The organism is Hanamia caeni (assembly GCF_003721595.1).
Classification (GTDB): Bacteria; Bacteroidota; Bacteroidia; order Chitinophagales; family Chitinophagaceae; genus Ginsengibacter; species Ginsengibacter caeni.
In genome coordinates this window covers 185,871-200,319 of the sequence record NZ_RJJR01000001.1, presented here as the reverse complement: position 1 = coordinate 200,319, position 14,449 = coordinate 185,871, and the positions used below count along the sequence as shown (strand labels likewise).

Annotated in this window: 14 protein-coding genes; 5 read left to right on the top strand and 9 right to left on the bottom strand. The window is 33.3% G+C overall.

Annotated elements, in window-relative coordinates:
* Window positions 1-343 precede the first annotated feature (343 nt).
* Window positions 344-910, bottom strand: a complete 567-nt coding sequence (locus tag EFY79_RS00910; RefSeq protein ID WP_123118787.1) for a DUF932 domain-containing protein — start codon at window positions 908-910, stop codon at window positions 344-346.
* Between the two features lie 93 nt (window positions 911-1,003).
* Window positions 1,004-1,399, bottom strand: a complete 396-nt coding sequence (locus EFY79_RS00905) for a single-stranded DNA-binding protein (protein WP_123118786.1) — start codon at window positions 1,397-1,399, stop codon at window positions 1,004-1,006.
* Window positions 1,400-1,969: 570 nt separating this feature from the next.
* Between EFY79_RS00905 and EFY79_RS00900 the strand changes: the two genes are divergently transcribed.
* The 5 genes from EFY79_RS00900 (at window position 1,970) to EFY79_RS00880 (ending at window position 5,905) form a co-directional block, all read left to right on the top strand.
* The gene (locus EFY79_RS00900; protein WP_123118785.1) at window positions 1,970-2,206 is read left to right on the top strand and encodes a helix-turn-helix domain-containing protein; all 237 of its coding nucleotides are present in this window, start codon (window positions 1,970-1,972) and stop codon (window positions 2,204-2,206) included.
* Window positions 2,207-2,299: 93 nt separating this feature from the next.
* A complete protein-coding gene (locus tag EFY79_RS00895; RefSeq protein ID WP_123118784.1) occupies window positions 2,300-2,863 on the top strand; it encodes a Crp/Fnr family transcriptional regulator in 564 nt (187 codons plus the stop codon).
* A 109-nt stretch (window positions 2,864-2,972) separates the two neighbouring features.
* Window positions 2,973-3,839: an RteC domain-containing protein gene (locus tag EFY79_RS00890; RefSeq protein WP_158605114.1), complete on the top strand. Its 867-nt coding sequence runs from the start codon at window positions 2,973-2,975 to the stop codon at window positions 3,837-3,839.
* Between the two features lie 105 nt (window positions 3,840-3,944).
* Window positions 3,945-5,264 carry a hypothetical protein gene (locus tag EFY79_RS00885; RefSeq protein WP_123118782.1) on the top strand — a complete coding sequence of 440 codons (1,320 nt, stop codon included), beginning with the start codon at window positions 3,945-3,947 and terminating at the stop codon, window positions 5,262-5,264.
* A gap of 26 nt (window positions 5,265-5,290) precedes the next feature.
* The gene (locus EFY79_RS00880; protein WP_123118781.1) at window positions 5,291-5,905 is read left to right on the top strand and encodes a hypothetical protein; all 615 of its coding nucleotides are present in this window, start codon (window positions 5,291-5,293) and stop codon (window positions 5,903-5,905) included.
* Window positions 5,906-6,132: 227 nt separating this feature from the next.
* Here the strand turns inward: EFY79_RS00880 and EFY79_RS00875 are convergent, their stop codons facing one another.
* The 7 genes from EFY79_RS00875 to EFY79_RS00845 form a co-directional block, all read right to left on the bottom strand.
* Entirely contained in the window at window positions 6,133-6,534 is a 402-nt protein-coding gene (locus EFY79_RS00875; protein WP_123118780.1) for a HipA N-terminal domain-containing protein, read from the bottom strand.
* Window positions 6,531-7,538 carry a HipA domain-containing protein gene (locus EFY79_RS00870; protein WP_123118779.1) on the bottom strand — a complete coding sequence of 336 codons (1,008 nt, stop codon included), beginning with the start codon at window positions 7,536-7,538 and terminating at the stop codon, window positions 6,531-6,533. Before EFY79_RS00870 ends, EFY79_RS00875 begins: the two co-directional genes overlap by 4 nt.
* 89 nt (window positions 7,539-7,627) lie before the next feature.
* A complete protein-coding gene (locus EFY79_RS00865; protein ID WP_123118778.1) occupies window positions 7,628-8,206 on the bottom strand; it encodes a hypothetical protein in 579 nt (192 codons plus the stop codon).
* Window positions 8,207-8,211: 5 nt separating this feature from the next.
* Window positions 8,212-9,447, bottom strand: coding sequence for a hypothetical protein (locus tag EFY79_RS00860; protein WP_148041818.1), 1,236 nt, complete (start codon window positions 9,445-9,447; stop codon window positions 8,212-8,214).
* 55 nt (window positions 9,448-9,502) lie between these two features.
* The gene (locus tag EFY79_RS00855) at window positions 9,503-10,138 is read right to left on the bottom strand and encodes a uracil-DNA glycosylase family protein (protein WP_123118776.1); all 636 of its coding nucleotides are present in this window, start codon (window positions 10,136-10,138) and stop codon (window positions 9,503-9,505) included.
* 29 nt (window positions 10,139-10,167) lie between these two features.
* Window positions 10,168-11,148, bottom strand: a complete 981-nt coding sequence (locus EFY79_RS00850; RefSeq protein WP_123118775.1) for an AbiTii domain-containing protein — start codon at window positions 11,146-11,148, stop codon at window positions 10,168-10,170.
* Window positions 11,149-11,166: 18 nt separating this feature from the next.
* Window positions 11,167-14,448, bottom strand: coding sequence for an Eco57I restriction-modification methylase domain-containing protein (locus tag EFY79_RS00845; protein ID WP_123118774.1), 3,282 nt, complete (start codon window positions 14,446-14,448; stop codon window positions 11,167-11,169).
* Window position 14,449 lies beyond the last annotated feature (1 nt).

Here is a 14,449-nt window from a genome sequence, read left to right as displayed (position 1 = left end):
TTGCTCGAACTTAGATTCCTCTCTATACCGCCAGTCCTTCGATTAGCTAATGACCACCCTCAAACAGTTCAGGCGTCAATCTTAACTGGATGACTGCACGCATCAATGATATTTCGTACAGCGTCTGCTCTCGATACCTAAAACGAGGCCATCATATTCGATTCATCCCATCTCCCTCATCGGTATCACTCCCGATGGTTTGACTTTTATCCGAGCTTTCCATTCCCTGTTCTCCTGTCAGGTTAAGGATCGGATAGACTTTGTCGGATTAGCTGCCGACACCAGCATTTCACTGGATTAACCAGAAGTTGAATCCACCCTTCGGTGAGATTCGGATGAATTATTAGTTCATCCAACGAGTCGCACTATTGTTGCATACAATTCTAATCGGTGTAAATGCGGCGGTGATGCTGCCATAACCGTCATGGGATGTCGTAAGAAAAATATATTTTTCTATTAAGTCATCGCTTCCAACTTTTATGTAATCAGGTAATTTAGCGGTTATAAAAATCCGTTCTCCATTTCCTAATGCTCCTGCGGTTTCATATAAAATTCCATCTCCGCCAACAATAGAATCAAAAAATGAAAATGCATCTTCATTCTGAACTAGTTCGTAATCTTTACCAACTATTCCCAAAACCTGATTGGTGTCTTTTCTTACAGTTGCATAAAAATCAGGAATTTCAATTTTAGATACATTTCCATTATTGTCCTCAAAATTGCTATTGGGTTTGTTATAAGTAAAGAGCTTTCTTTTTTCTACTTTGTAATCAAGCCCGGCATATTGAATGGCTTCTTTACTTGTAGGATATTCTTGAACTATTTTACCCAATGAATGCCATGCTTTTTCTCTCACAGAAAAAAAACTGTGTATCCCTTTTTGCTCATTAAAATTTAGATTGTGTGACATGATATAATATTTTAAACGTGAATAATAGAAATCTTAAAGCGTCGCAAAAAAAATTGATAGAGTTTTAAACTTTTTACTTGCGGCGCTATTTTTTTAAAACGGTAAATCCTCTTTAATTTCTTCTTTCTGCATATTGATAACTTTTCCGAGATTTTCATTCAGATTAAAGTTTTCCTTTTTTCCAAAAGAATGAATTTTAATAGAATTTACATGGCAGTTCAATGAGGCTCTTGCATTGCCTTCTGCATTTGTATAAGCATTTGAATAAATTCGACCGGTTACTTCTACAATACTTCCTTTGGTAAGCCATTTAGCGATTTTTGTGTTCAACCAATAAGTACAGTTTATAAAAGTTGAAATCCTTTTTCCTTCATTACTGTTCTTTGGTTTGTAAAAGTCATTAACTACCAAATCAAAATGAACTACTTTTCTTTCATCTTTAATTTGTTTAACAACTGCGTCTTTTGTGATTCTTCCTATGAGTTCCATAATTGTAAATTTTATAGTGATTAAAAATTGGTTACTAACTGAAAAATAAACTAAGGGTTTCTGAGTTTATCCTGTTCGGATAACATTGATGACTATGTTTTTAACAAGGTAATAGATGGTTATATCCTCATTCAAAACAATAGTCCAGGCGGCTACAAGAGATTTAGAACGAGTATAATTTTTCTTTCGTTGTATTTCACAGGAAAGAAATATTAATCGGGAAAGTTGAAGATTTTGCATTTGAAATATTTTAGAATCTGTTCAGAAAAAAAATTGTTTTTAAAAGAAAAAATGAAAAAAAAGAAAGCATTACTAAATGCGGGCGTATAAAGGCCAAAAGGAAACGGAATAAATGATGGCAATGTTCGGAAGGTTCCGTGTTTATGCCGTAGTCTTTTGGTAGTTTTAAATCACAAAAACGATATACGCCCGATAACTTTGCTGTCCCTTTTATTCATTTTCCTAAAAACAACTAACAGCATGTCATTGCATTTGCCTAATGACATTTCCAAAGGCAATTAAGGAGAATTCTCCCTTGTGCAAAATGTGGAGATGGTTTCATTTTGTTAAGTGAAGCAAACGGAAAAAATAAATTATTTCAAAGATGAAGAGGCATTGAAGCAGATTGGCAACAGGATTCGTGAAATCAGAACATCTAAACAACTTTCACAGGAATCGCTCGCCAATAGTTGTGGTATAGATTATAGTCAGGTAAACAGGATGGAATTGGGTAAAATAAACTTTGGCATTTCTTATCTATTTAGAATTGCCCAGGCATTGGATGTAAACCCGAAAGATCTATTATAGGTAAAGATTATCCGGTAAATATTATCAACATCATTTTTCTGTTTTTTTTAAATTCTAATTGTTTATGGGAAGCTCACTATTAATGAAACACCCATGGATCAGTTAATTGCTTTCCTAAATTCAATTCATGAACTTAATCCTGATACTATTGAATATCTCTACAAAAATTTAAAAAGAATTGAATTGCCGAAAAAGCATTTTGTTCTAACCCAGGGCCATATATGCGAAAACATTTATTTTGTAGAGACGGGACTATTGAGATGTTATTACAAAAAATTCGGGAAAGAAATTAGCTCCTGGTTTATGCAGGAAGGGGACATAATTGTGTCCGTCGTTAGTTTTTTTAATCAAATTGAAAGTTCTGAAAATATTCAAGCAATAGAAGATTCGGTTTTATATTATGTAAGTTATAAGGAGTTGCAATTTCTTTACAATAATTTCCAGGAGTTTAATTTTGTAGGAAGAATTTTGACAGAAAAATATTATCAATTAAGCGAGCAACGGTTGTATTCAATAAGAATGCAACGAGCTCATGACAGATATCATTTGTTATTAGAACAGTTCCCGCATTTTATTCTAAGAGTTCCATCTAAATATCTTGCTTCTTATCTTGGAATTACAGAAGAGACGCTTAGCCGGATAAGAGGCCAAAAATAACTACTTGATTTTTATCAATTTTCTGAAGTCCTCACTTTTTTAATTTTACGCTGAAAATGTGGAGAATCAATTTTTGGTACAGCTTACCTATTACGCAAAAATGAGAATCATGAGAGTTGAAGAATTTTCAAATGAGCTATTTGATGAATTAAAGCATGAGCTTTCAAAAATAACTGAGAGACGCGGAACCATCATGGAAACTTCAAGGCAATCATCTACAATTACTTTGAAATATATTAACCGGTTGAAAAAATATATCAATAATTATCAATTCCAGGATATACCTGAGGAAATAAATTTCTTTAAAAACATAAAACCGAAATTTCTTTCAAAATTAATTTACTTTCAAAAGGTTTATAAAATTCAATTTCATTTACCGTTGGGATATTCAGAAATGGTAAAGAATTACTATCTCATGGAACTTGAAAAAATTAATGATTTCTTCAAAATAAACGGTGAGTTTTTTTCCTATTATAGGTCCGGAGCAACTTCGTTAGATGAAATTTATTTTACAAGAAAAGAACCGGACTCATGGATATTATTAAACTCTGAAGATTACGAAACCGATTTTCTTTTTACTACTATATACGATCAGAAACTTGCAAAAATTCTTGCATTCCAATTAGTTTCTGAATTTTTAAATTCTGAAATTAAGAAACTGGAAATAAGTAATAAAAATCCTGATGAAGACGAATTGGAAAAGGAGAATCAAATAAATTGGACTGGTCCTAAAGTCGCTCTTGTTGAGCTTTTGTATGCTCTGCAATCCGCTGGTTCTTTTAACAACGGAAGTGTCGGTTTGAAAGAATTAGCTAATCATTTCCAATTATATTTTAATGTTGATTTAGGAAATTATTATCGGATGTTTCAAGATATGAGAATTCGTAAAATTAATCGAACTACTTTTCTTGATCTTCTAAAAGGAAGATTAATACAACGGATGGATGAAACCGATGAGAACCCAAAATATCAGTAAATCTGCCACTTCTGGGAAATATAAAATAAAAAATGATTGGATTATTTGATATTTCTTATTTTTTAAAAAAAATCTCATAAGTAGCTTTGTTTAAAAGCTACACTCATGAAAAAGTCACTTTTTTACGTTGCTTGTATTCCTTTCCTTATTTTTTCTGCATGTAAAAAACAAAATATAGACTATCTACACAATCAAGCACAAAACTCCTATTTCGATTCTGCTGTCCAATATCTTAAAACACAACTTACTTCACAGGATTTTTCAAAATTGAACTTAGAAAACAAAGAAGTTTTACGTTATCGTGGTGAAAGTATTGGAATACAAATTTTTGAAAAAAATGAATCTCCGAAAAAGTATATAATTCTAAAAAAAGATAATACAGGTTATTCAGGTAATTGGATAGATATGTCGTCTTTAAAATTATCTAAAGATTCGTCTTATAATGGAACTGTTAATATCAAAAGTATTAGCGAAGAAACGCAAGTTATACTTGGAGTTAAAAATAATAAAGTTATTCAAGTGATAAAAACGAGTAACACTCTAGTTCAGACACAAGTAGTTAATTATCCGACTTACAAAAGATATAACGTCTACTCCAGAGAAAAAGAGGGAACAATCGAGCTGCCTGATATTGTAATTTACTGGGGCGGTAAGGATCAAGACTACGTCAGTTTATACTGGTTATTTAACCAGGATAAAAAGTTGGAAAAGTGTTATTATCAGGGAGGAGGAAGTAGTGAAGCTACGTATGGAGGAGGCGGCGGTACCGGAAATAATGAGGATAATGTAAGTATAGCGCCTGAATTTATCCCTCCTGCTGATCCGATTACTGATATTAAAAAAGAAGTAAAATGTTTTACAAATAATGTTTCATCAACTTACAGTATTTCGGTAAATATAAATGAACCGTCTCCCGGAACACGCGATGTATTTTCTGCATTTTCAAATTTTAGAGCAGGCCATACCTTCCTTACATTAGAACAACATAACAGCGATGGCACCTCCATAATAAGAAATATTGGGTTCTATCCAAAATATGCTGCAAAACCTGGCGATCCATTAGATGTTGCTGTTTTTGGTGAAGATTCAAATACTCCATTTGATGTGTCGCTAAAGATTAGTGTTTCAGGCTCTGACTTTATTACAGTGACCCGCAATTTAGAAAATCAAACGATGGTTTACGATCTCAACAATTTTAATTGCACCAACTCGGCAATCAGTGCCTTAAAATCGATAAATGTTAATTTGCCTTCTACAAAATCGGCCAGTGCTTTATTTAGTGGAAACAATCCCGGAGATTTAGGCGAAGATATCCGCAATATGGACTTAAATAATTTTAGTGCAAGCAATGGCAACAGGAAAATGACAAGGACAGTAAGTAGTTCGAACAATCAGGCTGCTCCTAAAAGGAATGGGGGTTGTTGAATTATCTCATAAATAACCAGATTATTATGAAACAAAAAAAATATTTCGTTTTAGTTTTAGCTCTGTTCATTAGCTCAAATTCTTTTAGCCAGAAAGTGACGTACACAGTAAACGAACAAAAAGAGATGAATTTATTTTTTGATTTTAAAAATTACATTATCAGCAATATAAATCAGAAAGCAGATGTTACTGATTCCGCACATCTCGAATACTTACTTGAACATTTTCTTTTTATTAATATTAAAGGAGATTCATTACATACTGGCCAATTAGCTCTTAATGAAATCCCTGCCGAAAAAACCGATTATTTAAAAAAATCAATTAATGAACTTTATAATTATTTAGTAGAGAATAAAGAGAAAAAACTTGCAGAAAATTTAGCTGCAATCCCTATTCAAAAAAGTAAGGACACCTTTATTTGTAATAAGTTCAATTCCTTCCAAAAAGAAAATTGCTTAGTATTTTTTGATAAACGTCATCCTGATAAAACACTTGGCTATATGTTGTTTATTCCTCCAATCAAAAATGCAAATTCTCAAATAAAAATATGGTCGTGGAGCTTGGGATTTAAGTTTAGTAAATTTTATTTTACTTCATTATTAGGTGAAGAAGGCTATGAGTATATGTTTGGAGATAAGTAAAAACAGAAACTATACTTTTAATTTTTACAATATAAATCTCTTTTATTTGTAAGTGAGCTTTTCAAGACTCTATACTATATTTTTGAAATATCTCAGAATCATGATAAATATTCCAGCGAATACAAAGATGCTTGTAAATCTTTATGAAGTATTATACCAAAGACTTTTAAGAAGAAAAATTATGTATCGAAAGCCGGAAAAGAAAATAATTTGGTAAAACTCTAGTATCAGGCAGATTCCAACTCATAAGAATTACTAATAGACTTATGGCCAAAGCGCTTTAATAGTTCAACTTCGTTTGATTTATCTATTTTTTCTTTTGACATAATCTCCTGAATAGCCGGTTGCTTCAAACCGGGAATACGAATACGGAAGAATGGCCAAAGCGTGTCGCTGGTATAGGTTTTATTCAAATCAGGGAAACCTACAATCCGATTGTAGATATGTGAGTGATTTTTAAATTCTTCTGAGTATTTAAAGAACCAGGCTCCCTTTTCACAATGCAATGTTCCGACCCGAATATTATCTACTTTAAGTATAAATTTAGCAGTTTCGCCTTTGGGCAGTTCGACTGACCATTCCGGATCATTATCACCTTTGCTAAACCAATTCATAATTTTGCGTATCATATTAAAATACCTCTAACTTTTTTAAATCTCGTTTTTAAAATTAATGTTATTAATTCAGACCGTTCACAAATAAAAAATGGAAAAAACTCTTTTCTTAACATCTTCAAAACTTTTTCTTCATTTTCTGTACATGCGAATTCTTTGATAATTTGCCGATATTCATCATTGTACCTCACAATAAAGTCCATTAATTCAAAGTGATTGGCCTCTGTATTACTTTCAATACTAATTCTTGGACATGCTTCCTGAATATAATTTAAAACCTTTTTGCTACCGTTTTTATGATTCCTGAGTAAATTTATGATGTTGTCATCACTTCTATTCCATAACAAACCTCTTGCCGAATCATAAACGGGGGCAAAGGTAGGTAATATACTGATTTTTTTCTTTGTAGCAATGACTCCCCAGTTATAAAAATGCCTGTCATTATTGCCTACTAATGCATCAAAGGCAAGCATTTTAACAAGATCTAAAGTTAATTGCTCAAAACTCCCGGGGAAAACAGCTCTAATCGCATCCTTAATAAATTCAAACGTAAAAAGTTCCCTTGAAGTCTTTTTATGATCAGCTATTTCTTTAGCCAAAAGCATATCCCCCAGATGTTCCCCACAAATTTCAGCACCATGTACCAGGTTTTCGTTCTTATTCAAGAAGTACTTACTTAGGAATCGAATTTGGCCATTGGCTTTGACCAAACAAATTTCGTTCATATTTATACCGAGTACCTGCCCAATCCGATTAATCATAAATTCAATTACAGATTCGTGTGGATACCATTTTTCAGCAGTCTTTGCAATATAAGAAAACCATGAATTGGGATTTAATTTTTTTACGCCACTATCTTCTTTAAAAAAATAGGCCTTAATAAATTGCTTAGGGGCATCACCATCCAGATCATAGTTTTTAACGATATAATTTTTCTCTTTTAATAAAGGGATTGTTTGTTCGTTAAAAAGTTTCCCTGAACAATTTAATGAAGTCTCAATTCTTAGATTGCCTTTCATACCTAAAGTTCATTTTGTTTTCCTTACCCCAGTTATTTATTTAATTCCAATGTACTATCCTTATTTTCTTACCAATTTTTTTCCTGACTTTAGCCATTCTCATTTTCCTTTAGCTTGTTTTGAATTAATTCCTCTACTTCTTTCCGTTTGAAACCGTAAGCTTTCATCATTAAAATGATCTTACTTATATCTGCCTTAACCCTACGCATTGCAGTGAGAGCTTCTTTATCGAGGTCATTAAAAACTATTTCTTCATCTGTATATTTACCTGACAATAACAGTTTAACTAAATCCATGTCTGTATAATTGAGCGGTAGATTTATACTTCGTAAGATACGGTCGGTTTCAAAAAATGTGGTTAGAACCGGAAAGGAAAGTTTTCTTATACTTAAACGATTTTCAGTTAGTTCAAAATGAAGTGTATTATCCCTCTCCGACTTAATAATATCTGTAAAATACCATAACCGGACTGTAAATTTAGCGCTGCCTTTAGTGGCTGCAATTATATTTAATTGAATGCCCGGGATGGCCATCTGCAACAAGCCGTCAATTAAAGTTACATCTAAGGTGCTTAATTTCTTTTTCGTTGACTTCTCGACTCTTTGAATCTGCTTCAAAGCATTGAGCAGCTCGCTTTTTATAACACGGAAACTTGCTGTTGATTCCATTATAACTATTTATTTTCACTATTTTGTTTTTCAGACAACACTCCCGGCTTTTCCCAATGAAAGGACTTCATTGTTGGTAAAGCTTTCGTGGCTGCATCAATGAACTTTTGATCATTTAACAGTTCGTAGGTAATCCCTTTGTAAACTATTGAGGCATCCATTTCATCGACTAATTTTTTTGCAGATCCAAAAGCATCAGAGATCTCATTATTGAGCAATTCTTCGATTTCTTTATCCTTTTCTTTTTTATCAGTATAAGAAATAAATTTTGACCACCGTTCCGGAGGCTTTCTTTTTACTGCAGGTAACAATGCAGCTATCAGAGTTTTTTTATTCTGCGAAATTTCTTGATTTAATTTATTTTCAATCTCATTCTGGAATTTTTTTATTTCTTCTTTAAAAATGATGATTTCTTTATCAAACTCATCTTTTTTGCTTCTTAAAATAACTGCACCATAGCCTTTTATCTGTATTAAAAAACGGTCAGTAATTTTTTTCTTTTTATCGGATAATTTCTTTTCTGAAATTTTACTATTCTTCCCAATTAATTTAAATGAGCTTCTTAAACTGTCATAGGCTTTATCACCTTTAGCTAATCCAAACAAATCACTCTTAAGTGGAACTTCTTTTCTGGAAATAAAACAGTTTTTTAATTCAAATTCAACAAACTCGAACCTGGAATTAAAGACCATGATTGTTTTTGCCACATTAAATTTCATCGGCGGGTTAAGCTTTAATTCCTCCGCCACTTTCTCAATAGCTTTTGAAGGGGCCTTTTCTAGTCCTATATTTTGATCTATTATTCCCTGGGGCCCTAAACCCAAATCTTTGGCTATATTTTTGGGTAAAGCGGCCAATCGAATAGCATTAGGGTGATCAGGTTGTTTTGAATCAGCTTCAATCAAAAGAGGGGTTGGAGTATAGACAATGACCTCTTCATCAGCAATCAATAAACCAATTCTAACTCCGGGCTGGTGTGAAATTAAAGTTCCTTTTTCCCTAGCTTTAGTCTCAAGCATAGTTAGTGCTTCAATTTCACCATAACCTAACCGAAATATTTCAGCATCAACATCCAGAATGATATTCACGTTGTCAATTCCGATTCGTTCCCAGGCATTGTTTAACTCAATAGCAACAGACTTAGTAACTCCCGGTGCCATGTATAGCAATCGCTTTGTTGCATGTTTAATAGTGTTGGATAAGACTTCATTATTTAAACGATAAACGGAGTTGCTGCTCATAAATTGTTTGTTTGGTTATAGTTAAAAAAACCAGGAATTTGCCTTTGATTTCATTTTAAACAAAGTGTGGCAAAGGTGTAGCTGATTGAGACAACATCTCCCTGTAACTATCAATCAGCTTTTCGGTTGTAATTCTTGATAATCTGCTTGGGGAATAGGCAAGCAATACTTTCACCCTTCTGTCTGCCATAGATATTTCGGTTTCATGTTGCTTTTTCAATTCCTTTACATTCAGTTTAATATCATTAAGTGAACAAAAGATACAGAACCAGCTTAGTGAACTGTTTCCTTGCGAATTTCCTGATACTATTAATAATTGAATAACTGGATGATCCTTTAGAATTTGGAAGATGTCCATAAATTCTACTGGGAAAAGGCTATGATCTTTTGAACTGGCTTGCTGGCGATAAATTATTCTGCCTATATCAGTTAAGCCCAATTTCAATCTTCCTAAAATTTCTTTCCTTTCTTCGATTGCATTTTCTCCATTGAGCAATTCAAGTGGATGCTCCGCAACTCTCGCAACAACCTCCCAAAAACGATTAGTAGAACTGCAATAAAAGAAATCATGTTTCCTGTTTCTTGCAGCAGTTGGAAATGTTCCAATTAATAATTTTGTTGCATCCCTTGGAATATACCAGTTCCACGGATGCTGTTCCTGAGAATAAGAATTTTTAGTGATTGCTGGCATTACTTAAAATATAAAAATTAAAAAGGTAATTAACTAATCGGCGGTATGCCAAGGTATTGCATTAAAATATTAGCAAGCAATGATGAGGTCACTTCTTTTGCAATCGAACCCACCCCTTTTAAAGCTTTCCCGGAAACTCTCGTAATCCAGTCAATGGACTTATTTCCTAATTTTTTATTTTCAACACTTGGTAATTTCTCTTCTTCAATTATTTCATTTAATTCTTCAATATCAGTAGTATCAATACCCAATTCCCGCAGTTTATTATTCAATTGTTCTCTATTGCCTTCGCTGATGGTTATAATAGAATGAATATTGGCATTATGGCCAGAGTTGATCAAGTTTCCATCACCATTGTTATTAATTATTGTACTCATAAAATGTATAATTTTTTCATTGTTAGAGGTTTGGGATTTATTGAATGAATCTATTTCTAAATTATAACCAAATGTGTCGCCTATTTCCATACAAAATGAAAGTAACCTTGATCTGATTGAAGTTAATGCAGTGGGTATGATATTCCAATTCCCAAGCATCCTAACTCCAACTACTTTTGCCCTGTAATATGGGTTCCTGTACAATCTTGAAGCTGCATCCTGAAATAAATGTATCAATGTAAGTGGAAAATTAAAAACCAGGTATTGGCTTTCATTATTTGTATCTTCTTTCCTAATGGCCATCTGTTCTAATACTGTGACAGAGTCTGTCAAATAAAATTTACGAAAGGCGTCTCTATTATTTTCTTCAAGCATTTCTATTGGAATTTCAAGGCCGGAATTAGTCACATTACCAAACTGAATATCTACATGAATGAGGGCAGAAGTAATTCGATAATCGGGAAGGGTTCCATGTTTTTTATAGCCATTCAATTCTGCTAAAACGTACTGAAGTAACTCGACATTTTTAGTTCGTTTAGCGAAATACTGAAGTTTTGTTAACGGCCCAACTAATGATTTATCACTATCAACTAAATCAGCAATTATTTCTTCGAGAATAGAATTTTCTGACATTTGTTATCAAGTAAATGGTTACAGTTTATATTTTTCAAATTCCGCCTCACTTAATTCTGGCTCTATAATTTTCGCTTCTTCGTAAGTAAGATTGTAAAGATGATAGACCATTATATCTATTTGTTTTTCCCACCGGGAAGTATTGGCTGCGGGGTCTGATTTTTTTGCTTCGAGGATTTTGTCAACAAGTGTAATGAAGGGTTTTATCGTTTTTGGCTTTGCAATTGGAAATTTCTTGCAATTCCCGATCAAAATTTTTTGAAACAAAATTTTTTCTAAATCAAGGAATTTATTTCCATGATAAAAATTCATTAATAATGAATTAAGTATAGCAAGAATAAATTTTAATTCCTCTTTATTATTCGATTTAGAAATTATGGAAAATCCAATTTGGGTAAAATATCGTGGCATTTCAGAGTAACCGGCATAAATACGTAAAGGTGTTCCAGAAATAATTTGCCTCACAATAATTTTAGGGTTTATGAAGAATCTCTTTTCCCTGGGAGCACCTAACCATTTTCCATATCTTAAGTACTCATCAATTTCATTAGTAATAAAGTAGCGGTGAATATTCTTCCCTGAAATCAATGGTACATAATCAGCAGTTAACTTTTTTTCAGAGTGAAATTTTCTGTTTTTTATCAAACTTTCAGAATGGCCTTGATATTTATCATATGGTGTAATACCTAATGAGAAATCAGCATACTTATCTAAAGAGTCCGCATTCAATTCAATCTTTTTGATTATTTTTCCATTTACATCATCCGTAAAAATATTGAAACGTAATTCCGGGTCTTCTAACCAATCTTTTCTTTTATACAAATTGAAAACAATATTCGCAAAATTTACTGAATCATTATTGTGATAATATTTCCCCTGGATGGTATCCTTATTAGATCCTTTTGAAAGCAATAATATTATTGTTTCCACAATTGCCTTCTCAAAAATCGCATCCGGTAATTTTATTATTAGACTAACACTATCAAATATAAGTGCTCTTATTTTTTTATAAGACTCATTAATAAGTATAGAATTAGGGTTAATGAAAACTAAAGTACCATTTGTGTTTATTAGACCATAGCCTTTTTCAATAAAGATTGAATAAAGATTTATGCGGTTTTGGCATGTCTTAAATTCTTTAAAATAATATCGCACTTCAAGTGGTGGCAGTTTTTTTATATCCACATAAGGCGGATTCCCAATTACCATATCAAATCCTTTCTTTTCATGGAACACCTCGCTAAAAAATAATTTGAAATCAAAATCAATTTTGTATCCGGCAAATTGTTCAGCACTGTCCAATAACTGCCGGATTTTTTTATTAATCTTTTCGCGTAATTTATCTTTAGTAGGTTTATTGGTTTCATTAAATAGCTCTTCTTTTAATACTTGTATTTCATCCTCCAATTTTGCATTTCTGAATGACCCTTCCGGCATCCCAATTAAAGAGTTTCCCCAAACAATTTTATAATCCAAGTTGGGCAAGGGTTTTACAGTACTTAGATCCTGTTCATCCACCACCAGTGAAAGCCATAAACGAAGTTTAGCGATGTCAATGGCAGAGTGGTCAATATCCACTCCATAAATACTTTCCTGTATGCAATGCCTTTTAAATTCATAGGCAGTTCTTTCTTTTTGTTTTTTTGCAGGTAAATAAGTGGTGAGTATCTCTCTCGCTTTTACAATTTCATTCATAATACCTACGGGAAAAGCGCCACTGCCAATAGCAGGATCGCAAACTCTTATACCGGCAAGGGCTTTATCAATATCCGCCGCATAAGTACGGATACTTTCGGGCAAATGATATGAATACCTAACCGTTTCGCGGCCGGCTTTTTCCACCCTGGCGTCATTATCAATGGCTGAATTTCCTTCCCTTATAAACTTTTCTAAATCCTGCTTCGGAACTTTTATGGTGGCCCCAAATTCTGCTTCCAACGCCAGTTGCCCTTTACGGACTTTGTTACCAAACATATCCGTTTGAGCAGTACCCAGTTTTTGATAAGCAGCAGGTTCATTATTAAGCGCTGTATCTAAATAATTGATCAGGCTTTCCTGGCACATATAATGCACAATTTCCCTGGGTGTATAAAAAGCGCCTTTGCTTTTACGGTCTTTTACTTCGAGTAACTTTTCAAAGACTTTCCCCAGCATTTCCGGGTCCACCGCTACTTCTTTCTCCAAAGGCTCATCTTCTTTTACCGTAAAATTGTACCGGTCGAATACATCTAAAATACCATCACCCGTATCACCTTCTTTAGTTATATTTTCATTGGTAAAAAATTCATTGGGGATTTTAACCGTAATGTTTTCCCAATCATAATCCGCTTCAAACAATCCACCGTTCAGAAATGGAATTTTGCAATCCAGCAAGCGATAATAAGAAGGGTCGGCGGCATTGCGCCTTTCTTCTGCGAGGGCTTCGTAAAAAAGGTATTGCAGGTAATCAGTGTAATAATTCTTTTTGGCAGATGTTGCTTTTTCCAATAACGAACGAAGGAATTTTTTATCTCCTTCACCCCACTTCCCGCTTTTATCTACGCCCAGCCAGCCTTTCTTTTGCAGAAAATACAGGAACACAATCTGGCCTAATAATTTTTTTGTAAAGCTGATGTGATCAATATTTTTAGCTGTTAATTCATTTCTTAATTCACGGTTCTTCTCTAACTGTTTCTCAAAAAAATCGCTGACATGTAAGAACAGTTCTTTGTATTTATCAAAAAATTCAATAGTAACTATTTCAATGTTAAAGGCTTTTTCAATATCTTCTAACAAAGGAACCTTATCCATCGTGAGTAAGCCAGCCAATTGCTTTTGAGCAGTATGGCTTCTTTCATTTTTACCTACCAAAAAAGAAAAGCGTTTTGCCGGCGTGAGTTCATCTTTCTTTTTCTCTAATGAGTATTGCATTTTTATCAAAGAAAAACGCCAGTCTTCCGAGCCTTCTGTATAAAATGCCACAATAGCTGCATCTTTTAATTCACCACCACGGCTACCATTTAAATATCTGCGAATAAAGTTTCTTTGCGCCGTTCTTGCATATTCAATGCTATGGTCTCTTTTAAGCTCCACCATTAAAATATCAATGAAGTTTCCTGTTGCATCTTCGTACTTTCCGATGCGTTCCATTTTGCGGATATAGGTAGAAAACGCATCCGGCAAATGAGCGCCTGTTTGAATAAAAGATTTTTCTTGATATTCATCTTTCAACAAATTGTTGATGAAATGGATGAATTGTGTTTTATTGAAAGGGTTCTCAAAAGTTTGTTTGATCAGCCGTTGCGCTTCCTGTGATTTCATT

Coding starts and splice junctions, on each gene's coding strand:
- EFY79_RS00910 (WP_123118787.1), bottom strand. CDS start 910: ATGTCACACAATCTAAATTTTAATGAGCAAAAAGGGATACACAGTTTT.
- EFY79_RS00905 (WP_123118786.1), bottom strand. CDS start 1,399: ATGGAACTCATAGGAAGAATCACAAAAGACGCAGTTGTTAAACAAATT.
- EFY79_RS00895 (WP_123118784.1), top strand. CDS start 2,300: ATGGATCAGTTAATTGCTTTCCTAAATTCAATTCATGAACTTAATCCT.
- EFY79_RS00890 (WP_158605114.1), top strand. CDS start 2,973: ATGAGAGTTGAAGAATTTTCAAATGAGCTATTTGATGAATTAAAGCAT.
- EFY79_RS00885 (WP_123118782.1), top strand. CDS start 3,945: ATGAAAAAGTCACTTTTTTACGTTGCTTGTATTCCTTTCCTTATTTTT.
- EFY79_RS00880 (WP_123118781.1), top strand. CDS start 5,291: ATGAAACAAAAAAAATATTTCGTTTTAGTTTTAGCTCTGTTCATTAGC.
- EFY79_RS00875 (WP_123118780.1), bottom strand. CDS start 6,534: ATGATACGCAAAATTATGAATTGGTTTAGCAAAGGTGATAATGATCCG.
- EFY79_RS00870 (WP_123118779.1), bottom strand. CDS start 7,538: ATGAAAGGCAATCTAAGAATTGAGACTTCATTAAATTGTTCAGGGAAA.
- EFY79_RS00865 (WP_123118778.1), bottom strand. CDS start 8,206: ATGGAATCAACAGCAAGTTTCCGTGTTATAAAAAGCGAGCTGCTCAAT.
- EFY79_RS00860 (WP_148041818.1), bottom strand. CDS start 9,447: ATGAGCAGCAACTCCGTTTATCGTTTAAATAATGAAGTCTTATCCAAC.
- EFY79_RS00855 (WP_123118776.1), bottom strand. CDS start 10,138: ATGCCAGCAATCACTAAAAATTCTTATTCTCAGGAACAGCATCCGTGG.
- EFY79_RS00850 (WP_123118775.1), bottom strand. CDS start 11,148: ATGTCAGAAAATTCTATTCTCGAAGAAATAATTGCTGATTTAGTTGAT.
- EFY79_RS00845 (WP_123118774.1), bottom strand. CDS start 14,448: ATGAAATCACAGGAAGCGCAACGGCTGATCAAACAAACTTTTGAGAAC.